The organism is Mesorhizobium sp. M0960, assembly GCF_040319055.1.
Taxonomy (GTDB): Bacteria; Pseudomonadota; Alphaproteobacteria; order Rhizobiales; family Rhizobiaceae; genus Mesorhizobium.
In genome coordinates this window covers 894,865-918,835 of the sequence record NZ_JAMYNN010000001.1, presented here as the reverse complement: position 1 = coordinate 918,835, position 23,971 = coordinate 894,865, and the positions used below count along the sequence as shown (strand labels likewise).

Genomic DNA, 23,971 nt, shown 5'->3' with positions numbered 1-23,971 from the left:
AAGGTCGAAATGATGGAACGGAACGCGCCAGACCATGCTCATCTCCCCAGGTAGACTTCGACGACGCGCTCGTCGGCCGAAACGAAGTCGAGCGAGCCCTCGGAAAGTACCGAGCCTTCGTGCAGGCAGGTAACCTTGACGCCGAGCTCGCGCACGAAATGCATGTCGTGCTCGACGACGATGACCGAATGGTCGCGCGCGATGTCTCTAAGCAGCCGCGCGGTTTCCTCAGTCTCGGCGTCTGTCATGCCGGCAACCGGTTCGTCGACCAGCAGCAGCTTCGGATCCTGCGCCAAAAGCATGCCGATCTCGAGCCATTGTTTTTGGCCATGGCTCAAATTGGCGGCGAGTTCGTCGCGCTTGTCGCCAAGCCGGATGATGCCGAGAATGTCGTCGATCTGCCGCGCTTCCGCGGCCGAGCGACGATGGAACAGTGCCGGGAAGATCGAGCGCGGGCCTTTCAGCGCCAGCATCAGATTGTCCTCGATCGTGTGGCTTTCGAAGACGGTCGGCTTCTGGAATTTACGGCCGATGCCCATCATGGCGATTTCGGCCTCGTCGTGTTTAGTCAGGTCGACCTCGCCGTCGAAGAAGACCTCGCCCGCGTCGGGCCGCGTCTTGCCGGTGACGATGTCCATCATCGTCGTCTTGCCGGCGCCGTTGGGGCCGATGATCGCCCGCATCTCGCCCTTGTCGAGCACCAGCGACAGGTTGTTGATGGCGCGAAAACCATCGAAGGAAACCGACACGCCGTCGAGATAGAGGATGGTGTTGCTCTTCGACATCAGGCCATCACTCCGCCGGCTGCGGTTCGGCACCGGAGGCCGACCAGTCGCCCGGCCTTCTCGCCGCCGAGCGATCGGTTTTCGGCGGCACCGGCGTGTCAGGATCGGTGCCGGCTTCCTCGGCAATCGAGGCTGCCCGCAGCGCCTTGGCATTGCCGCGCCAGGAATCCCACATGCCGATGATGCCCTTGGGCAGGAACAGCGTGACGGCGACAAACAGGCCGCCCAGCGCAAACAGCCAGAACTCCGGCAGCACGCCGGTGAACCAGGATTTACCGGCATTGACCAGAAGCGCGCCAATGATCGGTCCGACGATGGTGCCGCGCCCGCCGACGGCCGCCCACACCACCACCTCGATCGAATTGGACGGCTCGAACTCGCCAGGGTTGATGATGCCGACTTGCGGCACGTAAAGCGCACCGGCGATGCCGGCCATCACCGCCGACACGGTGAAGGCGAACAGTTTGACGTTCTCCGCCCGCCAGCCGAGAAAGCGCGTGCGGCTTTCGGCGTCGCGCACCGCCATCAAAAGCTTGCCGTATTTGGAACCGACGATTGCCCAGGTGACGAAGACGGCAAACGCGAGCATGACGGCGCTGGCCGCGAACAGCGCCGAGCGTGTCATGTCGGCCTGCACGTTGAAGCCTAGAATGTCCTTGAAATCGGTCAGGCCGTTATTGCCGCCGAAACCCATGTCGTTGCGGAAAAAGGCAAGCAGCAGCGCATAGGTCATCGCCTGGGTGATGATCGACAGATAGACGCCGGTGACGCGGCTGCGGAAGGCAAACCAGCCGAAGACGAAGGCGAGCAGGCCGGGCACCGCAAGCACCATGACCGCCGCGAACCAGAAATGGTCGAAGCCATACCAGAACCACGGCAATTCCTTGTAGTTCAGGAACACCATGAAGTCGGGCAGCAGCGGATTGCCGTAGACGCCTCGCGAGCCGATCTGGCGCATCAGGTACATGCCCATCGCATAGCCGCCGAGCGCGAAGAAGGCGCCGTGGCCGAGTGAGAGGATGCCGCAATAGCCCCAGACGAGATCGAGCGCCAAGGCGAGCAGTGCGTAGCAGAGATATTTGCCGGTGAGCGCCACGATATAAGACGGCACGTAGAAGGAACTTGTCGGCGAGACCGCAAGGTTGAGCAGCGGCACGACGATGGCGGCCGCCAGCAGGACGAAGATGGTGATGGCGACGCGACGATCGGCGCCGGCGGCAAAGAAACGTCCCGTGGTCATGCTTCCACCGACCTGCCCTTGAGCGCAAACAAGCCGCGCGGGCGTTTCTGGATGAACAGGATGATCAGCACCAGGACGACGATCTTGCCGAGCACCGCTCCGGCATAAGGTTCGAGGAACTTGTTGACGATGCCGAGCGAGAAGGCGCCGACCAGCGTGCCCCAGAGATTGCCGACACCGCCGAAGACGACGACCATGAAGCTATCGATGATGTAGCCACGACCGAGATTGGGCGAGACGTTGTCGATCTGGCTGAGCGCGACACCGGCTATGCCGGCAATGCCGGAGCCGAGTGCAAACGTCAGGGCGTCGACCCACGGCGTCCTGATGCCCATCGAGGCGGCCATGCGGCGGTTGGCGGTGACTGCACGCATCTGCAGCCCCCAAGGCGTGCGCTTCATCACGTAGAGCAGCACCGCGAACACGCCAAGCGCGAATACCAGGATCCAGAGCCGGTTCCATGTCACGGCAAGCTGGCCGATATTGAACGAGCCGGACATCCATGACGGGTTGCCTACCTCCTGGTTGGTCGGCCCAAAGATGGTGCGTACGGCCTGCTGCAGGATCAGCGACACACCCCATGTCGCCAGCAGCGTCTCCAGCGGCCGGCCGTAGAGGAAGCGGATCAGCCCGCGCTCGATGACAAGGCCGACGAGCGCCGCCACTAGGAAGGCCAGCGGCAAGGCGATGACCAGCGACCAGTCGAACAGACCGGGAAAGGAATTCCGGATCACCTCCTGCACGACGAAGGTCGTGTAGGCACCGAGCATGACCATCTCGCCATGCGCCATGTTGATGACGCCCATGACGCCGAAGGTGATGGCCAGGCCAATCGCCGCCAGCAGCAGCACCGATCCGAGCGATATGCCGTACCAGATATTCTGGCCGGCATCCCACAGCGCCAGCGTCGAATTGATATTGGCGATCGCAGCCGTCGCCGCGTCCTTCACCGCACCTTCGGAATTGGCCTCTACCGACGTGAGCAGCGACACCGCATCGCGGTCGCCGCGCGCGCCGATGAGAGCGATAGCCGCCAGTTTGTCGGCCTCCGGCCTGTCGGAAACGAGAACCGACGCGGCGCGGGCATGTTCGAGCAGCGCCTTGACGCTTGCCACGCTCTCATTGGCGATGGCGGTGTCGAGCGGCTCGATGTTTGCCGCGTCCGGCGTCTTGAACATGGTGTCGGCGGCGGCAATGCGCACGGCCGGGTCCTTGGAGCCAAGCGTCAGTGTGCCCAGCGCGTCGCGGATGACGCGGCGCAGCGTGTTGTTGACTTTGATCTTGGTGATGTCGGCCTTGGCAGCTTCGCCCGATTTTTCGCCGGTGAGCGCATCGAGCAGCTCAATACCGTCGCCGCTCTCCTTGCCGACAAAGACCAGTGAATCGGCCTTGCGAACGTAAAGGCTGCCCTCCGCAAGCGCGGCAAGCGGCCGTTCGACGGCCGGATCGCCGGAAGCCGCAAGCTCGCGCACGACGGCTTCGATCGCCGGAAAATTGGCGGCAGTGGCGAATTTGGCGATGACGGCGCGCATATCTGCTTCGCTGGCGTTCGACGGCAGCAGCGCCCCCAGGAGGAGCAGCAGCATCAGGCCAATCGCGCGGATCAGGATCATCGGTTTCTGGTGGCTCTTGGAGGTTGAATGTCGCCTCCGGGCAGGCTGGAGAAAGGAGCCCGCCCGGAGGCTTTGCGGTCTGGGAGGACAGACCGGGAGGATTAGTTGGTTCCCTTGCCGCCGCATTTGCCGGTGGCAACGTTGAAGTTGCCGCAGGATAGAGGCGCGCGCCAATCGGAGATCAGGTCCTTGGAGTCGGGCAGGTAGTCGGACCATTCGTCGCCCATCACCAGGCCCGGCGTCTGCGAGACGGTTTCGAACTGGCCGTCGGCCTGGATTTCGCCGATCAGCACCGGCTTGGTGATATGATGGTTCGGCATCATGGTCGAATAACCGCCGGTCAGGTTCGGCACCGAGACGCCGACCATGGCGTCGATGACCTTGTCCGGATCGGTGGTACCGGCCTTCTCTACCGCCTTCACCCACATGTTGAAGCCGATATAGTGGGCTTCCATTGGGTCGTTGGTGGTGCGCTTGTCGTTCTTGATGAATTTGTGCCAATCGGCGATGAACTTCGCGTTCTCGGGCGTGTCGACGCTCTCGAAATAATTCCAGGCGGCGAGATGGCCGACGAGCGGCGCGGTGTCGAGACCGGCAAGCTCTTCCTCACCAACCGAGAAGGCCATGACCGGAATATCCTCGGCCTTGATGCCCTGATTGCCGAGTTCCTTGTAGAACGGCACGTTGGCGTCGCCGTTGACGGTCGAGACGACAGCGGTCTTCTTGCCGGCCGAGCCGAACTTCTTGATTGCCGAGACTTCGGTCTGCCAGTCGGAGAAGCCGAACGGCGTATAGTTGACCATGATGTCTTCGGCAGCAACGCCCTTCGCCTTCAGATAGGCTTCAAGAATTTTGTTGGTGGTGCGCGGATAGACATAGTCGGTGCCTTCGAGCACCCAGCGCTTCACCGAACCGCCATCCTCGCTCATCAGATAGTCGACCGCGGGAATGGCTTGCTGGTTCGGCGCCGCACCGGTGTAGAACACGTTGCGCTCGCTCTCCTCGCCCTCATATTGAACCGGGTAGAACAGGATGTTGTCGAGTTCGCTGAACACCGGCAGCACCGATTTGCGCGACACCGAGGTCCAGCAGCCGAACACCGCCGCGACCTTGTCCTTCGAGATCAGCTCGCGCGCTTTTTCTGCGAACAGCGGCCAGTTGGAAGCCGGATCGACGACCACCGCCTCGAGCTTCTTGCCGAGCAGGCCACCCTTGGCATTCTGCTCTTCGATGAGCATCAGCATGGCGTCCTTTAGCGTCGTCTCCGAGATCGCCATGGTTCCCGACAGCGAATGGAGGATGCCGACCTTGATGGTGTCGTCGGCCGCCTTGGCGGGAATGCTCATCAGCAGGCCGGCGGTGACCACGCCGGCCGAAAACATTTTTGTTATTGTCGAGAAACTGCCCCTCATACTTTTAAACTCCCAAGCTGGTTAACTGCATCGGAACAGACCATGCAACGGCTGTGCCAATTACCGGAGCAAGATCGGAAGATCTGAGATTTCCCAGCTCTGTCAGTCGGTTAATGTATTAGGCGCAGGAGATGAACCTCGCCTGCCAGGTTCGAACTGAGAAAAGATCACCCGTATCAGCCTAAGTTTTACTCATGTACGGGCCAATGCCCGAATTTTGAGCAGCATCACAAGAGCACTGGCGAGGATTGCAGCGCCGCAGCGAAATGGGGCAAGTTCGAACCCTTAAACGAGCGACGCCATGGCCTTCCGAACGTCTTGCATTTTCATCACCATGCTTCTGCTGGCGACGACGACTGTAGCGCGCGCCGGCTTCAGCGACGGCAAGCTGCCGGACGGCCCCTATCATTGCGAAGTCTATCTGCTTGGCATGTTCCTCAGCCTCGGCGACATCACCATCAAGGGAAACGTCTATAGCGGTCCGGTGAGCTTCGGCACCGCGCGGCAGAGTTATAACTACCAGATGGATGCAGACGGGGTGATCACTTGGCTGGGTCCGCTGGGCGGCTACACCAGCGGCGGCAACTCGATCTCGCTTACGCAAGCGACGCTGGAAAGCGGAACCACCCCCTCCTTCGACATCATCATGAAGCAGCCGGACGGTGCCTTTACCGCCTCGACCTGCACCAAACGTTGAAAAAAATATGCGCAACCTCGTGAGAATTAGCACCGGAAGGCAGAGAGCCGCCTAGCTCTCCGCCGCCACGTCGAGCGCCAGCCGGGTCATATTGGTGAAAAGCCCCTGGCGTTCTGCATAGTCGGTCTGCTCGCCGGTTGCCACATTGTCGACGACGGTCAGGATCGACAGTGCCCGGGCACCAAAATCGGCCGCGATGCGGTAGAGCGCGCTGGTTTCCATGTCCACGGCGAGCGCGCCCTGTGCCTGCGCTTCGGCAAAGCGCTCACGCCCCTGCGGATGATAAAAAATATCGCTGCAGATGGTCAGGCCGGCCCGCTGGTCGATGCCGAGTTCGGCGGCCCGGGTCAACGCCTGGGCCAACAATGCCGGATCGGGGCTGGCGTTGGCACGATAGAGCCCGAAACTCTGAACGCTTTCTGAGCTTTCACCGCGCACCGATTGCGCGATCACCAGACTGCGCAGCGCCAGCTCGGCGGTCAGCCCGCCGCAGGTGCCGGTGCGGATCAGTGTTTTCGCACCATAGAAATCCAGCAGCTCGTGCACGTAGACCAGGAATGACGGGACGCCGATGCCGGTGGACTGGATGCTGATAGGCTTGCCGCGAAACAGGCCGGTAAAACCAAGCGCGCCGCGGCGGCGGTTGACGCAGCGCGGCGCCTCCAGAAAAGTCTGCGCCATCCATTCTGCGCGCTGCGGATCGCCCGGCAGCAGCACCGTGCTTGCGTAGTCGCCCTTGCTGGCCTCGTTGTGTGGCGTCACGGCATGCTTTCCAAAACCCGTCGCCCGTTTCGCCTGCAATCATGGCAGTCTCACGGCATTGCGCAAGCGGAGCATTGGAAGGGTCAGGATTCCAGCATGTCCTTGACGATCGTGGCCAATTGCTTGAGCGAAAACGGCTTGGGCAAAAAGCCGAAATGTGCGTCGGCCGGCAAGTTCTTGGCGAATGCGTCTTCCGCATATCCGGACACGAAGATGAACTTGATGTCGGGCTGCCGCTTGCGCAATTCGCCAAGCAGCGTCGGGCCGTCCATTTCCGGCATCACCACGTCTGAGACCACGATGTCGACCTTGCCGCCGAGCGCTTCGTAGACTTCAAGCGCCTCGACGCCCGACGACGCCTCGTGGACGGTGTAGCCGCGCGACTTTAGTGCACGCATGCCGCCCATGCGTACGGCGTCCTCGTCCTCGACCAGCAGCACCGTGGCCGAGCCCGACAGATCCTTGGCTGAGTCGGCGATCTTGGCAGGTGCGGCCGGCACTTCTCCAGCCTCGCCCGCCTTCCTTGCCTCCGCAATGTGCCGCGGCAGGAAGATGCGGAACAGGGATCCCTTGCCGACTTCGGAATCGCAGAAGATGAAGCCGCCTGTCTGCTTGATGATGCCATAGACCATGGACAGGCCGAGGCCCGTTCCCTTGCCAACCTCCTTTGTCGTGAAGAAGGGCTCAAAGATCTTTTTCAGCACATCAGGCGCGATACCGCTGCCGCTGTCCTCGACCTCGACCAGCACATAGTCGGCCGGAGTAAGTTCGCGATAGGAAAAGGTCTTGCATTCCCCGGCGCTGACGTTGCGGGTGCGAACGGTGAGGTCGCCGCCGGCCGGCATCGCATCGCGCGCATTGACCGCCAGATTGACCACCACTTGCTCGAACTGCCCGATATCGACCCTGACCGGCCACAGGTCGCGGCCATGGTCGATCTTGAGCTTGATATCGTTGCCGACCAGACGGGCAAGCAGCATCCTTAGGTCGGCGAGCACGTCGGTCAGGTTGAGCACCTCCGGTCGCAGCGTCTGCTTGCGCGAGAAGGCCAGCAACTGCCGCACCAGCGAGGCCGCCCGGTTGGCATTCTGCTTGATGTTCATGATGTCCGGGAACGACGGATCGGACGGCCGGTGGTTGGTCAAAAGCAGGTCTGAGGCCATGATGATGGCGGTCAGCACATTGTTGAAATCATGCGCGATGCCGCCGGCGAGCTGGCCGACCGCCTGCATCTTCTGGCTCTGCGCCATCTGGCCCTCGAGGGCCTTTTGCTCGGTGGTCTCGACGGCATAGACGATGGCCGATTCCTCGGCGCCCTCGCCGCCGGTGCCGTCTGCGACCGCATTGACGTAGAAGCGTATGTGTCGTTCCTCATTGCCGGGCAGCACCGTATCGATCGGCTCGATATCAGCCTGTTGCTGGCGTGCCTTTTCGAACGCCGCGGCGAAGGCCGGCCGGTCGCGCTCGTGGATCACCGTATCCAGCCGCACACGCCGATCGACCGCGTCGCGGTCGACGACCGAGGAAAATAGCGACAGGAACGGCGCATTGGTGCGCAGGATGCGACCGGCATGGTCGACGCCGGCAATCGCCATCGGCGTCGAGTTGAAGAATCGCGTGAAGCGTATTTCCGAGGCGCGAAGGTCGGCCGAAGCGTCCTCGCCTTGCGTCCGGTTGAGCACGATGGTGCGAGTCGGGCCGTTGAGCCCCTCTCGGCTGGCCGAAACACGATGCATGAAGCGCACCGGCAACGCCTCCCCGGTCATCGTCGTCAGATCGAGATCGATAACGGCATTGCGCGTGGTACCCGCGTCGGCCTTGACCGAACGGACCAGCGCCATGCCGTCGCCGGCGACGATCTCCGGCAGCGTGATGGCGCCGGGGGTGAAGCTGGCCAGGTCGATGCCCAGCCACTCCGCAAGGGTCGCGTTGATATAGGTGACGCGGCCTTCCTGGTCGGCCGAAAAGAAACCGGCCGGCGCGTGGTCGAGGTGATCGATGGCCTTTTGCAGGTCGAGAAAGAACCGCTCCTGCTCGGCCCGTTCCTGCGAGATATCAGCAAGCTGCCAAGCAAGCATGGGCAGCCGCTGGCCTGGAACGCTGAACGCGCGGGCCCGGACGCGGTACCAGCGCGCGCCCGGTTCGGCGCCTGGCCGAATGGACTGCGCGAGCCGAAACTCGCCGTCGCCCGGCTGGCCGTCGCGCAGGCCTGACGCCAGCCGGTATATGGTCACCGAGGCCTCGGGAACGTCTGAAAGCAAACCTTCGACCGTCTTGAGGTCGGCGGCCGACTCGGCACCCGTCATGTCGGCATAGGTCCGGTTGGCGTAGATGATCCGGCCTTTGGTATCGGTGACCAGGAGGCCTTGCGACATCGAATCGACGAAAGCTTTCGACAGTTCGTCGCTTGTCGAGCGCGGCGTGACGTGCACGAAGCCGATCGCAGTGGCGAACAGAAAGCCGACGCCGATCATCCCCAACACGCCAAGCATGCCGAGCAGGAATGGGTCGCCAAGTCGCTCGCGGAAAAGGCCGAAGACGATCGCTGCCCCCGTCAGGACGACGATGAAGACGATGAGCCGGGTGACCGCTCCCGGTCGCGTGTTCTGGTCGACGATAGGTACCGGATAGAAATCGCCGCGCGCTTCCTTGGCCATGTTCCCCCTGCTCGTGAATTCCGGTGTCGGTTGAATCATATTCTCAGGGTCGGGAAAAGGCCCGGCGGCAAATGTCCGCTAAAAAGACGCCGTTCCGCTTCCGGTGTTTCAAGCTGTTCACGAAGCGTGAAAGGCAACTTGCGGTGGCCTGCCGCAACAGTCTAGTGTCGCCTCTCTTCGAAAGCTGATTTTGGGGGAACCAATGCTGCAATGGCTGGATGGCGTGGCGGGTCCTGGTTATGCCGCGGCAATCCTGTGGACGTTTGCAGTACTTGTCCTTCTGCTCATCATTCTTCTCATCATCAGGCTGGTCCGCAGCCTGACCTTCGGAACATTCGTCGCCGGCGGCAGGAACCGCAAGACGCGGCTGGCGGTCATGGATGCCACAGCGGTCGACAGTCACCGGCGGCTGGTGCTGGTGCGCCGCGACGATATCGAGCACCTGCTCTTGATCGGTGGTCCGACCGACGTCGTCGTCGAGCGCGACATCAGGCTCTCGGCGCTGCGCCGCCCGGCATTGACCGGAGATAACAGCCACCAGCCGGCAGCAAGATCGGCTCAGACCACAGCCGCGCCGGTGAGGCAAGCGCCGCCGCAGGCGGCAAGCGTAGCCGCAACCCCTGTCCGAGCCCGCCAGACGGCGACAATGCCGGCAACAATGCCGGCACCGGCGCCGAAACCGGCATCGAACGTCACACCGTTGCCAAATTATGGATCCGTCAACGCCAATGCTTCACGGCATACGCCGCCGCCGGCAAGACAGGACTCCCCGGCAAGATACGAGCCGCCGGCACAGCACGAGTCGATCGACGATGCGCTGATGAAGGAGCTGGAGGTTTCCCTCGACGAGCCACGCTTCAGCCAAACGCCGAGCAAGCCAGTGGCGAAGGCATCGCCCTCTCTCGACGACGAGATGACGAAGCTCCTCGGCGAGTTGTCCAATCAGAAAAGATAGGCTGATAGCGAACGGCCAATGAAAATGGCCGGAAAACCGGCCATTTTGAACGCTTTACCGATGCCGCTCTGTTTTTCCCGCCGACTCAGTCGTCGCGGTACACCTTCTCGCGCCGCTCATGGCGCTCCTGTGCCTCGATCGACAAGGTCGCGATCGGGCGCGCGTCGAGCCGCTTCAGCGCGATCGGCTCGCCTGTTTCCTCGCAATAGCCGTAGGTGCCTTCGTCAAGGCGCTGGAGGGCGGAATCGATCTTCGAGATGAGTTTTCGCTGGCGATCGCGGGCGCGAAGTTCGATGGCGCGGTCGGTTTCTGAGGAAGCCCGATCGGCGAGATCGGGATGGTTGGCGTTTTCCTGCTGCAGGATTTCGAGAGTTTCGCGCGCTTCGCGCAAGATGTCGTTCTTCCAGGTGACGAGCTTCAGGCGAAAGTAGGATTTCTGCCGCTCGTTCATGAACGGCTCGTCTTCGGAGGGTACGTAATCGGCGGTAACGATGTCGTTCATTCGACTCACCCAACAAACCCCAAATTTGGCGCCTATATATTCGCGGACCGAAAACTGCACAAGGTCAATCGACGACTGTTTCACGCAATTGTTAGTCCCGGACAAACGGCATCCGCGATGCCCTTTTTGCGAAGAATACGACCGAATTCATACATGATTCGCTATGCTTGAAGGACGCTTGCCATTGCGCACGGAGCTCTTCTGATGGCAAATCCTGCGGCGTATTGACGGGTTCGGTGCCCGGCACAACGGGGATCCGGTGACCAGACTTTACCTGCTGAGGCATGCGAAGGCCGGCTGGGCGCTGCCCGGCGTCGCCGACTTCGACCGCCCGCTCTATACATCTGGCTTCGCCGATGCCGAAGCGATGGGCGTGCTGATGCGTTCTCGCAAATACGTACCGGGCCTCACCCTGTGCTCAAGCGCCAGGCGTGCCCGCCAGACGCTGGAAAGCTTAGCTGGCCATACGGACACGGGCCGGGTGCTGTTCTTTGACGCGCTCTACAACGACGATGCCGCCGCGTACCTCGCTGCCGTCCGGCAGAATGGCGGGCTGGACGCCCTGCTCGTCATTGGCCACAATCCGATGATTGAGGATCTCGCCATGGCGCTCTCAGGCGACGGCAACGAGACCGCGCGGGCCATGCTGAACCACGGCTTCCCGACCTCCGCACTTGCGGTGGTCCGGTTCAACGGCAGTCTTGCGGAGGCTGCGCCTGGCGCCGGCTATCTCGAAGCCTTCCTGACGCCTGCCGATATCTGAGGCCATTTCAAAGCCGCGCCTCAAAGCCTATATCGGTGGCTGACCGGCCCCGCGAGAACAGATTTTGGCATCATCGCTGACGACTTTCACCGACGAGGCGAAGATCGCCTTGGATACGTTGTCAGGCCGCGCTGCCGGGCTTTTCGCTCCGTCGCTGCGTCTTGGCGTGACCGGGCTGTCCCGCGCCGGCAAGACGGTGTTCATCTCGGCCCTTGTGCACAATCTGGTCCATGGCGGACGCTTGCCGCTGTTTGAGGCACAAAAATCGGGGCGCATCGCCAGGGCCTTTCTCGAAGAGCAGCCGGACGACGCCGTACCACGCTTCCAGTACGAGGATCACATCGCGGCTCTTGTCGACGACCGTGTCTGGCCGGACTCGACGCGTGCGATTTCCGAACTGAGGCTCACCATCGAATACGAATCGGCCTCCGGTTGGAGCCGCATGTTTTCCGCCGGCAAATTGTCCGTCGACGTCGTCGATTATCCCGGCGAATGGCTGCTCGACCTGCCGCTGCTCGGCAAGTCCTACGCCGATTTTTCGCGTGAGGCCTTCGAGATGGCCGTGTTGCCGGTGCGTGTCGATCTTTCGCGGGAATGGCAGGCGCTCTCTGCCTCCGTCGACCCCAACGCCGACGCCGACGAGATGACGGCGCGCCGTCTCGCCGAGAGCTTCGCCGCCTACCTCAAGGCCTGCAAGCTTGACGAGCGGGCGCTTTCGACCCTACCGCCCGGCCGCTTCCTGATGCCCGGCGATCTTGAAGGATCGCCGGCGCTGACCTTTGCGCCGCTGCCGAAACTCGGCCTCGGGCGCGCCCGCTCCGGATCGCTGCAGGCGATGATGGAGCGGCGCTACGAGGCTTACAAGACGTATGTCGTCAAACCGTTCTTTCGCGAACACATCACGCGCCTCGACCGGCAGATCGTGCTCATCGACGCCTTACAGGCATTGAACGCCGGCCCCGGTGCGATGGCCGATCTGGAACGCGCGGTCACCGAAATCCTGTCCTGTTTCCGGCCCGGCCGGGGCAACTTCCTGACCGACCTGTTTTCAAGACGCATCGACCGCATATTGGTGGCCGCGACCAAGGCCGACCATCTGCACCACGAAAGCCACGACCGGCTGCAGGCGATCGTGCGGCGGCTTGCCGACCGCGCCGTGGCGCGGGCGAATTTCACTGGTGCCGACGTCGACGTCGTCGCCATGGCGGCCATGCGCGCGACTCGGGAAGGCACGGTCAAGCAGGGCCGTGAGACTTTGCCGGTCATTATCGGCACGCCATTGCGTGGCGAAAAAATCAATGGCGAAACCTTTGACGGAAAGACCGAAACAGCCATATTTCCCGGTGATTTGCCGGAGAAAGTTGATGCGGTGTTCGATGGTTTCGAATCGAAGCACCAGCAGAACGATGACGACCCGGCGATCCGCTTCGTGCGCTTTCGCCCGCCGAAACTCGAGCGCACGGCCGAGGGCGTGACGCTGTCGCTGCCGCATATCAGGCTCGACCGCGCGGTGCAGTTCCTGATCGGAGATCATCTCGCATGAGCGCGCCCCGCAGACCGGCGGCCTTTCGCATCGAGCCGGAGCCCCAGCCGAAGGTAGATCCGACGGCTCGCCATTCCGGGGCCGAGGCCGCGCCGGCGCGAAAGCCGCGTAACGTGAAGGCGGATCTTGCCGTGGTCACACCGGCGGAGATCGACGTCTTCGACGAGCCTGATGTCGTCGCTGCCGAACCGCCGCCGGCGATTGCGCCGCGAAAACGTTCGCTGCTTGGCAGCCTGTTCTTCGGCGCGCTGGGCGTTCTGGTTTCGCTCGCCCTTGGCCTCTGGACCGACCAGCTGATTCGCGACCTGTTCGAGCGCGCCGAGTGGCTGGGCTGGCTGGCGGCCGGAATGGCATTGATCGCCATCCTGGCGCTTGTGGTCATCCTTATCCGCGAATTCGTGGCGATTGCTCGCCTCGCCGAGGTCGAAAAGTTGCAGAAGCGGGCGCTCGATGCGATTGCCCGCGATGATCCGAAGGCCGCCCGCGCCGTGGTCGACGAGTTGTCGGCATTTGTCGCGGCCAAGCCCGAAACCGCGGCCGGCAGGCGCTCGCTGGCCGAATTGCGCGGCGAGATCATCGATGGCGGCAATCTGGTGCGGCTGGCCGAGACCGAGATCCTCGGCCCGCTCGATGCCCGCGCCAAGATGATGATCCTCGAAGCGGCGAAGCGCGTGTCCCTGGTGACCGCGGTCAGTCCGCGCGCGCTGGTCGACGTCGCTTATGTCGTGTTCGAAGCCGGCCGGCTGATTCGCCGTCTGTCGGAGCTCTATGGCGGCCGCCCCGGCACGCTTGGCTTTTTTCGCCTGGCGCGCAGCGTTCTCGCCCATCTCGCGGTCACTGGGTCGATCGCCGTCGGCGACAGTTTCGTCCAGCAGATCGTCGGCCATGGCCTTGCGGCTCGGCTCTCGGCCAAGCTCGGCGAAGGCGTCGTCAACGGCATGATGACGGCGCGCATCGGCATTGCAGCGATGGAAACGGCAAGGCCCCTGCCCTTTAACGCCGTCAGGCGTCCAGGATTGGGCGATTTCCTTTCCGCGCTGACCTCCTTTGCGGCAAAGAAAGAAAAAGAAACATCCGCTTCCGAGACGTGACTATCGCCTTGGGGTGACAAAGCATTAACCAATCTTGTTCATGGTCGGAAGCGTCCAAACCAGTCTCTTTGTTGCCGGGTGTCGTCGATGAAAAGCGTTATTTTGTCCAGCGTGCTGCCCGTGGCGCTCGCCCTTGTCGCAACCATCGGCATTGCCGGAAAGGCTTCGGCGGCAGAACCGGACAAGCAGTTCTTTCGATCGGTCGAGGGCAAATGGGTCGGCCCCGGAGAAATCGTTGCCGGCAAATACAAGGGCACGAAATTCACCTGCAGCTTCATTGGCTCGACGCCTGACGGCAAGGTCGGCATGTCGCTCGACGGCGGCTGCCGGGTCGGTATGTTCACCCAGCAGATGTCGGCAACGATCGAACACAAGGGCCGGCAGGGCTACAAGGGCAGCTTCATGGGCGGGGCCGCTGGCTCCGGCCTCGACATTATCGGTGGCAATGTCATCGATGCGCACAAGGTGGTTTTCACCATTAATCGCAATCAGTTGCGCGGCGTGATGCAGGCGCTTGTCCCCGACGACAATTCGATGACGGTGACCGTTGCCGTGCGCGTCGACCAGCAGCTGGTCCCGGTCATCGGCATGAAGTTGAAGCGGATCGATGCAGTCGAGGTCGGCTCCATAACTCCGAACTGAGCTTTCGGCGTGAAAAGGCGGCAACCAAACGCCGCCGCCCTCCTTGACATGCAGATGGGTGCTCAGCCCTTGATCGCTGCAATCAACTCGTCATAGGCCTTGCAGGCCTCGGCTGCTGTCGTGCCGCCCTGATACTTGGTTGTGACCGCCTGGACCTTGGCTGTGAGGTCGGCTGCCTTGGCCGGATCCTTGGTGATAGCAGCCTGAAGTGCCGCAGTCATGTCCTGAGCCTTCTTGGTCAGCATCTCGGTCGTGCACTCCGGCGCCTTCGAACAGGCAGAGCCGGCAAGTGCCGCGATGCCAACGGCAACCAGCAAAAACTTCTTCATGTCAGTCATCTCCTCAAAAAGGGCCGTGACTTGATCGTCGCTCACCCTCCACTGGCCGAAGCCGGGCGTCCTTAGCGCCGGATAGCGAAAACAAGCAACGCCTGGAAGGCCATTATCCTGTGCAGTGCGCCTGCAATATCGCCTGCACAATGCGCCGGATTCACACTGTTCGATCCGCTCCGAAGCCCCTATCTTGGCCGCTTGACTCCCAGGAGAGCGGAAGGGCAGGCATGGCGGCAGAGGCATCGAACAGCGATCTGATCCAGGTGGTGGCGCTGCTTGCCGCCGGCGTCGTTGCGGTGCCGATCTTCAGGCGCATGGGACTTGGCTCCATCCTCGGCTATTTGGCGGCCGGCGTCGTGATCGGCCCATTCGGGCTGCGCGTCTTTTCCGAATCGGAAGCCATTCTTCATGTCGCCGAACTCGGCGTCGTCATGTTCCTGTTCATCATCGGGCTGGAGATGCAGCCGTCACGCCTATGGGGCCTGCGCCGCGAGATTTTCGGGCTTGGTGCGCTGCAGGTCGGCGTCTGCGCGGTTCTGCTGACCGGCGTCGGCCTGGCGGGAGGTTTCCCGATCGCGCAATCCTTCGTCGCTGGCGCCGGTTTCGTACTCACCTCGACGGCAATCGTCATGCAATTGCTGGAAGAACGCGGCGACCTGGCAACGCCCAAGGGCCAGCGCATCGTCTCGGTCCTGCTTTTGGAAGATCTGGCCATCGTGCCGCTGCTGGCGCTGATCGCCTTCCTCGCGCCGGGCGGCGCCGATATGAGCCTGTCGGATAGGTTGACGGAGGTCGGCATCGGCCTTGCCGCGATCGTCGGGCTGGTGGTTGCCGGGCGCTATCTGCTCAATCCGTTCTTCCGTATCCTGGCGGATGCGCGCGCCCGTGAGGTGATGACCGCAGCTGCCCTTCTGGTCGTTCTCGGGTCAGCGCTCGCCATGCAGCTTTCCGGCCTGTCGATGGCCATGGGCGCCTTCCTGGCCGGCGTGCTTTTGTCGGAATCGACCTTCCGCCACCAGCTGGAGGCCGACATCGAACCGTTCCGCGGCATTCTGCTCGGGCTGTTCTTCCTCGCCGTCGGCATGTCGCTCGACCTGCATGTCGTCGTCGTCAACTGGCAGCTCATTGCCATCTATGTCGTCGCCTACATGGTGATGAAGGCGATCGGCATCTATATCGTTGCCCGCGTCCTCAAAACCGACCATCGGGAAGCGCTCGAGCGCGCCGTCTTCATGGCGCAAGGCGGCGAATTCGCCTTCGTCCTCTATTCCGCGGCGGCTGCGGTGGGCATTATCGACGGCCAAGCCAATGCGATGCTGACCGCCATTGTCATCATTTCCATGGTGCTGACGCCGTTGGCGATCATTGCACTGCGGTATCTGACGCCGCGCGACGAGCAGTCGCTTGAAGGCGTCGATGTCGCCAACGGCCTGACCGGCAGCGTGCTGATCATAGGCTTTGGCCGGTTCGGCCAGATCGCCAGCCAGCCGCTTTTGTTGCGCGGCATCGACGTGTCGATCATCGACAACGAGGTCGAAATGATCCAAGCAGCGGCCGATTTCGGCTTCAAGGTCTATTACGGCGACGGCACGCGGCTGGACATCCTGCGAGCCGCGGGAGCCGGGCGGGCACGCGCCGTGCTGATCTGCGTTGACAAGCCCGATGCCGCCGTGCGCATCGCGGAACTGATCAAGGCGGAGTTTCCCTTGCTGACAGTGCTGGCACGGGCGTTCGACCGCGGCACCGCGTTGCAGCTCATTCGTGCCGGCGTTGACTATCAGCTCCGCGAGACGTTCGAATCGGCGCTTGTCTTCGGCGGCTCGACGCTGGAAGCCCTCGGCGTCGACCCGGAAGAGGTCGCCGAGGTAGTCGAGGACGTCCGCCGCCGCGACGCTGCCCGTTTCGAGCTTCAACAGGCCGAAGGCATCCGCGCCGGACGGCGCTTCCTCAAAGGCAATATTGGCACCCCCATCCCGACGCCGCTCAGCACACCACGCCGCGCGGGTCAGGCGCTCAATGAGGAAACCGCCGGCGTGCTGCAGAAATCCGAGCCGGCCGATTAATCCTTGGGAAGATGCGAATGATGGATGAACTGGACGAACGCGCGCGCTCCGTCACCAGATTCTGGCGCCACGCCGGGGAGGACGCATGGTTCGAGAAGAACGACGCTTTTGATGCCGACTTCCGCACCCGGTTTCTCGATCTGCACTTCGCCGCCGCCCGCCGCGAATGCGACGGCTGGTCCGAACACGCCGAAGGGTCGCTGGCACTGATGATCCTGCTCGACCAGTTTCCGCGAAACTGCTTTCGCGGCACTGGCCACATGTACGCCACGGACCCGCTGGCGCGGCATTTTGCCGAGAAGGCGATCGCTGCCGGCCATGACTTGGCGCTCGACGAAGAGCTCCGCGTCTTTCTTTATCTGCCCTATGAGCATTCGGAGGATCTCGCCGATCAGCTCAAATCGATGGAGCTTACCGCCGCCAAAGCCCCGTCCTATCTGAAATATGCGGTAGAACACCGCGACATCATCCAGCGCTTCGGCCGCTTTCCACACCGAAACAGGATGCTTGGCCGGGAGACGACACCGGACGAACAAATGTTCCTCGACGGTGGTGGGTTTTCCGGCTGATTTTCGGCCACCGATGGCGGCAGCGTCAGGTCTTCCACCATTTCCGGCCTGACGGCAGCCGTTCAATACCCGACGTGTCAACGGCGGCCAGTCGCTCCGACACGCTCTTGCCGTCGACCACAAGCTTCGGTGCAATTTCTGCCAGCGGTGCCAGCACGAAGGCGCGCTCCAGCATGCGCGGATGCGGCACCTCCAGTCCGGTCTCGTGGATGATGCGGTCACCGAACACCAGAATGTCGATGTCGATCAGGCGCGGACCCCAGCGCTCCTCCCGCACCCGCTTCAGTTTTCGCTCGGCGTCGAGGCAAAGGTCGAGCAAAGCCCGCGGCGCAAGCGCGGTCGAGATCTCGGCCGCCGCATTGAGGAAATCCGGCTGATCGAGCTTGCCCCAGGGCGGCGTTCGGTAGAGCGACGAAACGGCAACGACGCGCGTGCTCTCGTCGGCATCCAGAATGCCCAGTGCCGCAGCCATCGACTTCGCCGGATCACCGAGATTGCCGCCAAGGCTGAGATAGACGGTGTTGTTGTTACTATTCTGGCCAGACAACGGTCACCTCGACATGATCGAGCACACCCGGCACCGGGGCGTTCGGCTTGCGCACGGTGATCTCGGCCTTTTTGATCTGCGGAAACCGCGCCGTCAGCGCCCTCGCCACTTCGAGCGCCAGCGCTTCGATCAGAAAGCGCCGCTCGCCGGTAATGATCTTTTCGATGACCGCAAAGGCGATGCCGTAATTGACGGTGTCCTCGATAGAATCGTCGACCAGCGCCCGCCCGGGGTCTACCGTGAGCGCCGCATCGACATAAAAGCGCTGGCCGAGCGTCTCCTCTTCGTCCAGCACACCGTGCCGGGCGAAGAAGGCGCAGTTCTTCATGCGGATGACATACATGGCTCAGCTTTCCCCGATCTCACGTGCGAGCATAGCATCGGCAATAGCCAACGCATCCACGTTGATTGCGACATCGTGGACGCGAAAAAGATGCGCGCCTTTGAGCCTCAGGATGACGCTTGTGGCGGCGGTTCCGGCGCCCCTTGCCGCTGCGTCGCGGCCGGTGACGGTGCCGATAAAGCGCTTTCGCGATGTGCCGGCCATCAGCGGAAAGCCCAGCGCACGAAGCTCGGAAAACCGTGCCATCAGGTCAAGGTTTTCCGCGGCTGTCTCCTTGGCGAAGCCGAAGCCCGGATCGAGCACGATGTGGTCGTCGGCAACACCGCTCCGTTGCGCGATTTCCAGCGACTTCCTGAGGAAGAAGAGCTGATCGGCAATCACGTCGGGCAGTTTCTGCCGGTCCCGTCCCGTGTGCATGATGACAAGGCCGGCGCCGGTTTCGGCAGCGACGCTGGCAATGCCCGGCTCGCGCTGCAGGCCCCAGACGTCGTTGACGATATGTGCACCGGCTTGGACGGCAAGCCGCGCCGTATCCTGGCGATAGGTATCGACCGAGATCAGCGTTCCGCCAGACGTCGCGAGCGCCTCGATGATGGGCACTATGCGGGCCTGCTCTTCCTTTGCAGACACCGGAGAGGCACCGGGACGCGTCGATTCTCCGCCGATGTCGATGACGGAGGCTCCCTCCTCCACCATACGGCGCGCCTGGTCCACCGCTTTTTCCGGGGCATCGAACAGCCCGCCGTCGGAAAAACTGTCCGGCGTGACGTTGAGGATGCCGACGACGATGGCCTTGCCGCCAAGGTCAAGATGGCGCCCATGCGCCAGCTGCCATCGCCCTGTCATCATTGCCCATCAACCATGTTCGATCCCACGTCATGACCGGGGATCAATTCCGTTGCGCCGGAGACGGCGGTAAAGCAAGGTGGGCAAAGAGGCAACACGATGAAACGATCCCTCCTCTGCGCCCTGATGCTCGCTCTGACCGCATTCCCGGCCGGCGCTACGACTCTCGTCAAGACATATAGTTATTTCCCGATCGGCGGCAGGACGCTCGACGACATCGGGACCCAGCTGTCGAAACTCGGGCCTCAGGTGAAAAGCACCGGGTCGCGGCATCCCGGCGCCACCCAGATGGCGTTCACCACCCGCGTCAGTTATGCGCAAAAGCCGGGCTCGTGCTGGATTGCCGACGCTGCCGTTACCGTCAAGGTCAAGGTTATCCTTCCCGAGTGGCGCCGCCCGCGCAAAGCCGATGCAGGCGTCAAGCTGTTCTGGGAGACTTTGTCCGCCGACATCAAGCGCCATGAGGAACGCCACGTCGAGATTGCCAAGAACCATGGCCGCGAACTAGAAGACGCCTTGAAGGCGAGCTACCCTGAAAAGACCTGCGAATTGGCCAAGGCCAAGGCCGCGAAAATTACAGCGGCCATGCTTGCCAAGCACGACCAGGACCAGATGCGCTTCGATCGTGTGGAAAGCGTCAATTTCCAAAGCCGCATCCTGCGGCTTTTGCACTATCGCATCGAGCGCATTGAGAATGGACGGCTCGCTCCCGGCTGAACTCCGCGTCGGACAAAGCCAAATTTGGAACAAAGCCAATTTGGCGAAGCATAGTGCCAGCTTCGAAAAACTTTCGAGCCGCTGTCGAAATCGGCCTATAGCGAACGACATATGCCAGGTTCGCAGGGATCAGCCTCCGGCAAACGCCAATCGGCGTACTAGATGCTTCCCAGCCCGTCGCGGAAGTGCACGCAGGCATAATGGATGAACGGATATGGACCAGGCTATCGACAAGCAAGCGATGGTGGAAACCAGCACGCCGCTGACCGAAACCGAGAAAAACGCCATCATCGGCGGCGTGCTTTTGTCAATGCTGCTGGCGGCGCTCGACCAGACCATCGTCGCGCCGGCGATGCCGACGATGGCACGTCTGCTCGGGCATGCCGAATATCTGCCGTGGATCGTAACCGGCTATCTTCTGACCGCGACCGCAGTGGCGCCGCTCTACGGCAAGATCTCCGATATCTATGGCCGCCGGCCGACCGTCTATGCGGCAATCCTGATCTTTCTCGCCGGGTCGCTGGTCAGCGCCACGGCCCCCAACATGCTGGTCCTGGTTGTCGGCCGGGCGATCCAGGGCGCCGGCGGCGGCGGGCTCTTCGCCCTGACGCAGACCGTGATCGGCGACCTCGTGCCGCCGCGCGAGCGGGCTCGCTACGCCGCCTGGATTTCGGGCACCTGGGCCGTCGCCAGCATCGCCGGGCCGCTGCTCGGCGGCACCTTCGCCGAACATCTGCATTGGTCGCTGATCTTCTGGATCAACATTCCGCTCGGCCTGCTGGCGATGGCGATCATTAACAATCCGCTCAAGAAGCTGCCGATCGCTGCAAAACATCACCGCATCGACGGCCTCGGCGCGCTGCTTCTGGTCGCGGCCACCTCGCTGCTGCTGCTTGCCTTGAACTGGGGCGGCAGCGAGTATCCGTGGCTGTCGCGTGAAATCCTTGGACTGCTCGCCTGCTCAGCGGTGTTCTGGAGCGCGTTCGCGCTGCGGCTGATGCGCGCGGCCGAACCGCTGATCTCGCTGGAAGTGCTCGGCAATCCGATCGTTCTCGCCGGCACGTTGTCGATGTTCCTGCTGCAGGCCGCCAATGTCGGCTTGTCGGTCTATCTGCCGGTCTACCTGCAATCGGTCGTCGGCCTGTCAGTCAGCGAATCTGGCACCGCGTTGCTTGGGCTGATGCTCGGCACGGTGGCCGGTGCGACATTCAGCGCGCGAATGATCCCACGCTTTTTCCACTACAAGCGCATTGCCATGGTCGGAACTGTTTTCTCGATCCTGTGCCTCGGCGTGCTCAGCCTGGTCGCCGGGCATGCCTCGCTATTGCTTGTCGAGGTGTTGACGACCTGCATAGGCCTGGGCACAGGCACGACCTTTCCGGTTGCCACTGTCTCGGTCCAGAACGCCGTCGATCGCATGCACCTTGGCGTGGCGACCGGCGTTCTCACCTTCCTCCGCTCGCTGGGTAGTGCGCTTGGCGTCGCCATGCTTGGTGCCGTCGCCCTTGGTTACGGGCTGCCGCTGGCCAGCGAAGGCACGCAGACGGCCGGCCATATCGCCTCAGCCACGCCGTTCGTGATGATCTTTCTTGCCGCCGCCGCGACCTTGCTGCTGTCGTTCATCACGCTCTGGCTGATGCCGGAGAAAACGCTTCGCGGCCATGCCGAGGCTTCGGCCCCAGCCCTGGCGGAGTAGACCGGCCTGGTGAAATCCGGCGAGCTTCAGTCGACCACGCCGAGCTTCTTCTGCAGGCTGGTCGACGAAGTCGTATACTGGAACACGATGCGCTCGCCGGGGCTGATGATGCGCTTGGCTGCCTGTGCCATTAGAGCGACCTCATGGAAGCCCGACAGGATCAGCTTCAGCTTGCCGGGGTACCAGTTGATGTCGCCGACGGCGAAGATGCCGGGCACCGACGTCTGGAATTTTTCGGTGTCGACCGGGATCAGGTTTTCGTGGAGATTGAGGCCCCATTCGGCGATTGGGCCGAGCTTCATCGTCAGGCCGAAAAATGGCAGCATCCGCGTGCACGGCACTTCGACATCGCCCTGCGGCCCCTTGATCGTGGCGGAGGCTAGCTGGCCGTCGCTGCCGGTCAGGCCCGTCACCTGTCCGACTTGGAATTCCAGCTGCTTCATCTCTTGCATGGCATACATCTTGTTGACGCTGTCGGGCGCTGCCCGGAATTCGGGCCGCCGATGCACCAGCGTCACGCTCTTGGCCACCGGCTGCAGGTTCAGCGTCCAGTCGAGCGCCGAATCGCCGCCGCCGACGATGACGAGGTCATGGCCGCGAAAGTCCTCCATCCGGCGCACCGAGTAGAACACGCTCTTGCCTTCATAGGGTTCGATGCCTGGAATCGGCGGCCGCTTCGGCTGGAAAGAGCCGCCGCCGGCGGCAATCACCACAATTTTGGCTTCGAACACCTCGTTTTCGTCGGCAGTGACGCGGAAGCTGCCGTCCTCCAGCCTTTCCAGGCTCGAAACCATGCGGTTATAGGTGAATTCGGGCTTGAACGGCGCGATCTGCTCAAGCAGCTTGTCGACCAGACCTTGCGCCGAGATCGAGGGCCAACCCGGAATGTCGTAGATCGGCTTTTCCGGGTAGAGTTCGGCGCACTGCCCGCCGGGCCGGTCGAGTATGTCGATCAGATGGCACTTCATGTCGAAGAGGCCGAGCTCGAATACGGCAAACAGGCCGACAGGCCCTGCCCCGACAATGAGTACGTCCGTCTTGGTGATAGCGGTCATGAAGCATGCGCCTTTATGGGAAAACGGCGCGACACTGCATGACCATTGGTCCGCTGCCAAGCGGCAGCGGCAAAAATCGGCTTCAGCCTTGGCGGGCCGGCACGCGCACGACCAGCCCATCGAGGGCGTCGCGCACCTTGATCTGGCATGACAGCCGCGAATTCGGCTGGACGTCGTAGGCGAAGTCCAGCATGTCTTCTTCCATGGCTTCCGGCTCGCCGACCTCCGCCGTCCAGGCTTCGTCGACATAGACATGGCAGGTCGCGCAGGCGCAGGCGCCGCCGCATTCCGCTTCTATTCCCGGCACCGCATTGCGGATCGCATTTTCCATGACGGTCGAGCCGTTTTCGGCATCCACGTCAAAATGCGTGCCGTCATGGGCGATGAAGGTCAGCTTGGTCATTTGTCACCTGAAGGGAGTCTGAGCCGACATAATCACTCTGCCAGACAAGTCAACTGCGGCGCGAAAGCGCCGCTGCGTGGCGTTTTGGGAATAAGTTCTATCGGCTGATGGCGGCGACGAAGTCGCGCACTTCTTCGATCAGTGAGCCAAGGCGCTTCAGCGTGCTGGCGTCGTCGGGCCGGCATTCGATCGCACTGGCGCAATCGGCAATGGCGAAGGCGCCGACCCCGCGCGCCGAGCCTTTGAGCCCGTGCGCCAGTAGCAGCCGCTGCCTGACATCCGCATCGACGATCTTGTCGCGCACCGATAGCGCCTGCTGCACGAACAGTGCCAGCACCTCTTGCTCGAGGCTCCGATCGCCCATCGTCTGGCGCGCAAGATGCGCCAGATCGATCGGCCGCGCCCCAGCTGTCCCTGACACGTCACCGCCGGGCATCGAGAAGGCAATGCCGTTTTCGCCACGTATCACTTTGAGACTCCGTTCTTCGACCGCCGCAAAAAATAGGCGTATCCGGTGGACAACGGGTTAATGATTGACCCGGAAAAATGTCGCGATAACGGCGCCGGAATCACGGCTGTGTTAACCTTATATTTAAAGTTTTACGTATCGGACGGAATGCATGTTTTCTTTACCCCGCTGTGTCATTACGATACGACAGGTCCATTTTCAGCCTCCTGCGCGGGACACGCTAGGCAGAATCAATAAGCACAACCATAAGTCCCGCGGCAGCTTGTACA

24 protein-coding genes are annotated in these 23,971 nt (G+C 62.3%); 10 read left to right on the top strand and 14 right to left on the bottom strand.

Going from position 1 to position 23,971, the window contains the following annotated elements; genetic code table 11:
* Window positions 1-38 precede the first annotated feature (38 nt).
* From urtD to urtA, 4 genes are all read right to left on the bottom strand, one after another.
* Window positions 39-785 (bottom strand): urea ABC transporter ATP-binding protein UrtD, encoded by a 747-nt coding sequence (gene urtD, locus NKH63_RS04525; RefSeq protein ID WP_023717809.1) that lies wholly within the window; start codon window positions 783-785, stop codon window positions 39-41.
* A gap of 7 nt (window positions 786-792) precedes the next feature.
* Window positions 793-2,025 carry an urea ABC transporter permease subunit UrtC gene (gene urtC, locus NKH63_RS04520; protein WP_352482244.1) on the bottom strand — a complete coding sequence of 411 codons (1,233 nt, stop codon included), beginning with the start codon at window positions 2,023-2,025 and terminating at the stop codon, window positions 793-795.
* Entirely contained in the window at window positions 2,022-3,638 is a 1,617-nt protein-coding gene (gene urtB, locus NKH63_RS04515) for an urea ABC transporter permease subunit UrtB (RefSeq protein WP_352482243.1), read from the bottom strand. The genes urtC and urtB overlap by 4 nt, the downstream gene beginning before the upstream one ends.
* 101 nt (window positions 3,639-3,739) lie before the next feature.
* Window positions 3,740-5,050: an urea ABC transporter substrate-binding protein gene (urtA, locus tag NKH63_RS04510; RefSeq protein WP_352448748.1), complete on the bottom strand. Its 1,311-nt coding sequence runs from the start codon at window positions 5,048-5,050 to the stop codon at window positions 3,740-3,742.
* Between the two features lie 301 nt (window positions 5,051-5,351).
* Here urtA and NKH63_RS04505 point away from each other — a divergent pair, with 301 nt between their 5' ends.
* Window positions 5,352-5,747: a hypothetical protein gene (locus NKH63_RS04505; protein WP_352482241.1), complete on the top strand. Its 396-nt coding sequence runs from the start codon at window positions 5,352-5,354 to the stop codon at window positions 5,745-5,747.
* Window positions 5,748-5,798: 51 nt separating this feature from the next.
* Here NKH63_RS04505 and NKH63_RS04500 read toward each other — a convergent pair whose 3' ends face one another.
* Together NKH63_RS04500 and cckA are read right to left on the bottom strand one after the other, a co-directional pair.
* The gene (locus NKH63_RS04500) at window positions 5,799-6,509 is read right to left on the bottom strand and encodes a purine-nucleoside phosphorylase (protein ID WP_023717814.1); all 711 of its coding nucleotides are present in this window, start codon (window positions 6,507-6,509) and stop codon (window positions 5,799-5,801) included.
* 83 nt (window positions 6,510-6,592) lie between these two features.
* Window positions 6,593-9,166: a cell cycle histidine kinase CckA gene (gene cckA / locus NKH63_RS04495; protein WP_352482240.1), complete on the bottom strand. Its 2,574-nt coding sequence runs from the start codon at window positions 9,164-9,166 to the stop codon at window positions 6,593-6,595.
* Window positions 9,167-9,368: 202 nt separating this feature from the next.
* Here cckA and NKH63_RS04490 point away from each other — a divergent pair, with 202 nt between their 5' ends.
* Window positions 9,369-10,121 carry a hypothetical protein gene (locus NKH63_RS04490; RefSeq protein ID WP_352482239.1) on the top strand — a complete coding sequence of 251 codons (753 nt, stop codon included), beginning with the start codon at window positions 9,369-9,371 and terminating at the stop codon, window positions 10,119-10,121.
* Window positions 10,122-10,206: 85 nt separating this feature from the next.
* Here the strand turns inward: NKH63_RS04490 and dksA are convergent, their stop codons facing one another.
* Window positions 10,207-10,623: an RNA polymerase-binding protein DksA gene (dksA, locus tag NKH63_RS04485; protein ID WP_023717816.1), complete on the bottom strand. Its 417-nt coding sequence runs from the start codon at window positions 10,621-10,623 to the stop codon at window positions 10,207-10,209.
* Window positions 10,624-10,882: 259 nt separating this feature from the next.
* Here dksA and NKH63_RS04480 point away from each other — a divergent pair, with 259 nt between their 5' ends.
* From NKH63_RS04480 to NKH63_RS04465, 4 genes are all read left to right on the top strand, one after another.
* The gene (locus NKH63_RS04480; RefSeq protein WP_023717817.1) at window positions 10,883-11,386 is read left to right on the top strand and encodes a SixA phosphatase family protein; all 504 of its coding nucleotides are present in this window, start codon (window positions 10,883-10,885) and stop codon (window positions 11,384-11,386) included.
* Between the two features lie 64 nt (window positions 11,387-11,450).
* Entirely contained in the window at window positions 11,451-12,929 is a 1,479-nt protein-coding gene (locus NKH63_RS04475) for a YcjX family GTP-binding protein (protein WP_352482237.1), read from the top strand.
* Entirely contained in the window at window positions 12,926-14,020 is a 1,095-nt protein-coding gene (locus tag NKH63_RS04470; protein WP_352482235.1) for a YcjF family protein, read from the top strand. The genes NKH63_RS04475 and NKH63_RS04470 overlap by 4 nt, the downstream gene beginning before the upstream one ends.
* Before the next feature lie 87 nt (window positions 14,021-14,107).
* Window positions 14,108-14,662, top strand: a complete 555-nt coding sequence (locus NKH63_RS04465) for a hypothetical protein (protein ID WP_352482234.1) — start codon at window positions 14,108-14,110, stop codon at window positions 14,660-14,662.
* Window positions 14,663-14,724: 62 nt separating this feature from the next.
* On the opposite strand, the gene NKH63_RS04460 is transcribed toward NKH63_RS04465, so the two are convergent.
* Window positions 14,725-14,991: a hypothetical protein gene (locus NKH63_RS04460; protein ID WP_023717821.1), complete on the bottom strand. Its 267-nt coding sequence runs from the start codon at window positions 14,989-14,991 to the stop codon at window positions 14,725-14,727.
* A gap of 230 nt (window positions 14,992-15,221) precedes the next feature.
* On the opposite strand from NKH63_RS04460, the gene NKH63_RS04455 reads away from it, so the two are divergent.
* Together NKH63_RS04455 and NKH63_RS04450 are read left to right on the top strand one after the other, a co-directional pair.
* The gene (locus tag NKH63_RS04455; protein WP_023717822.1) at window positions 15,222-17,057 is read left to right on the top strand and encodes a monovalent cation:proton antiporter-2 (CPA2) family protein; all 1,836 of its coding nucleotides are present in this window, start codon (window positions 15,222-15,224) and stop codon (window positions 17,055-17,057) included.
* A gap of 17 nt (window positions 17,058-17,074) precedes the next feature.
* Window positions 17,075-17,626, top strand: coding sequence for a DUF924 family protein (locus NKH63_RS04450; RefSeq protein WP_502896294.1), 552 nt, complete (start codon window positions 17,075-17,077; stop codon window positions 17,624-17,626).
* Window positions 17,627-17,651: 25 nt separating this feature from the next.
* Here the strand turns inward: NKH63_RS04450 and folK are convergent, their stop codons facing one another.
* From folK to folP, 3 genes are read right to left on the bottom strand one after another with little or no spacing between them, the layout of a single operon-like run.
* Complete coding sequence (folK, locus tag NKH63_RS04445; RefSeq protein ID WP_023717824.1) at window positions 17,652-18,173, bottom strand: 2-amino-4-hydroxy-6-hydroxymethyldihydropteridine diphosphokinase; 522 nt, start codon at window positions 18,171-18,173, stop codon at window positions 17,652-17,654.
* Window positions 18,157-18,516, bottom strand: coding sequence for a dihydroneopterin aldolase (gene folB / locus NKH63_RS04440; RefSeq protein WP_023717825.1), 360 nt, complete (start codon window positions 18,514-18,516; stop codon window positions 18,157-18,159). The genes folK and folB overlap by 17 nt, the downstream gene beginning before the upstream one ends.
* Window positions 18,517-18,519: 3 nt before the next feature.
* On the bottom strand, window positions 18,520-19,365 hold the full coding sequence (gene folP, locus NKH63_RS04435) for a dihydropteroate synthase (RefSeq protein ID WP_023717826.1): 846 nt from the start codon (window positions 19,363-19,365) through the stop codon (window positions 18,520-18,522).
* Between the two features lie 96 nt (window positions 19,366-19,461).
* On the opposite strand from folP, the gene NKH63_RS04430 reads away from it, so the two are divergent.
* Complete coding sequence (locus NKH63_RS04430) at window positions 19,462-20,079, top strand: DUF922 domain-containing Zn-dependent protease (RefSeq protein ID WP_023717827.1); 618 nt, start codon at window positions 19,462-19,464, stop codon at window positions 20,077-20,079.
* Between the two features lie 214 nt (window positions 20,080-20,293).
* The gene (locus tag NKH63_RS04425; protein ID WP_023717828.1) at window positions 20,294-21,775 is read left to right on the top strand and encodes an MDR family MFS transporter; all 1,482 of its coding nucleotides are present in this window, start codon (window positions 20,294-20,296) and stop codon (window positions 21,773-21,775) included.
* Window positions 21,776-21,801: 26 nt separating this feature from the next.
* Here NKH63_RS04425 and NKH63_RS04420 read toward each other — a convergent pair whose 3' ends face one another.
* The 3 genes from NKH63_RS04420 to NKH63_RS04410 form a co-directional block, all read right to left on the bottom strand.
* Window positions 21,802-22,830 (bottom strand): NAD(P)/FAD-dependent oxidoreductase, encoded by a 1,029-nt coding sequence (locus NKH63_RS04420; protein WP_352482230.1) that lies wholly within the window; start codon window positions 22,828-22,830, stop codon window positions 21,802-21,804.
* Window positions 22,831-22,912: 82 nt separating this feature from the next.
* Window positions 22,913-23,233: a 2Fe-2S iron-sulfur cluster-binding protein gene (locus NKH63_RS04415; RefSeq protein WP_006334837.1), complete on the bottom strand. Its 321-nt coding sequence runs from the start codon at window positions 23,231-23,233 to the stop codon at window positions 22,913-22,915.
* Window positions 23,234-23,330: 97 nt separating this feature from the next.
* Window positions 23,331-23,699, bottom strand: a complete 369-nt coding sequence (locus NKH63_RS04410; RefSeq protein ID WP_023717831.1) for an Hpt domain-containing protein — start codon at window positions 23,697-23,699, stop codon at window positions 23,331-23,333.
* Window positions 23,700-23,971: the final 272 nt, after the last annotated feature.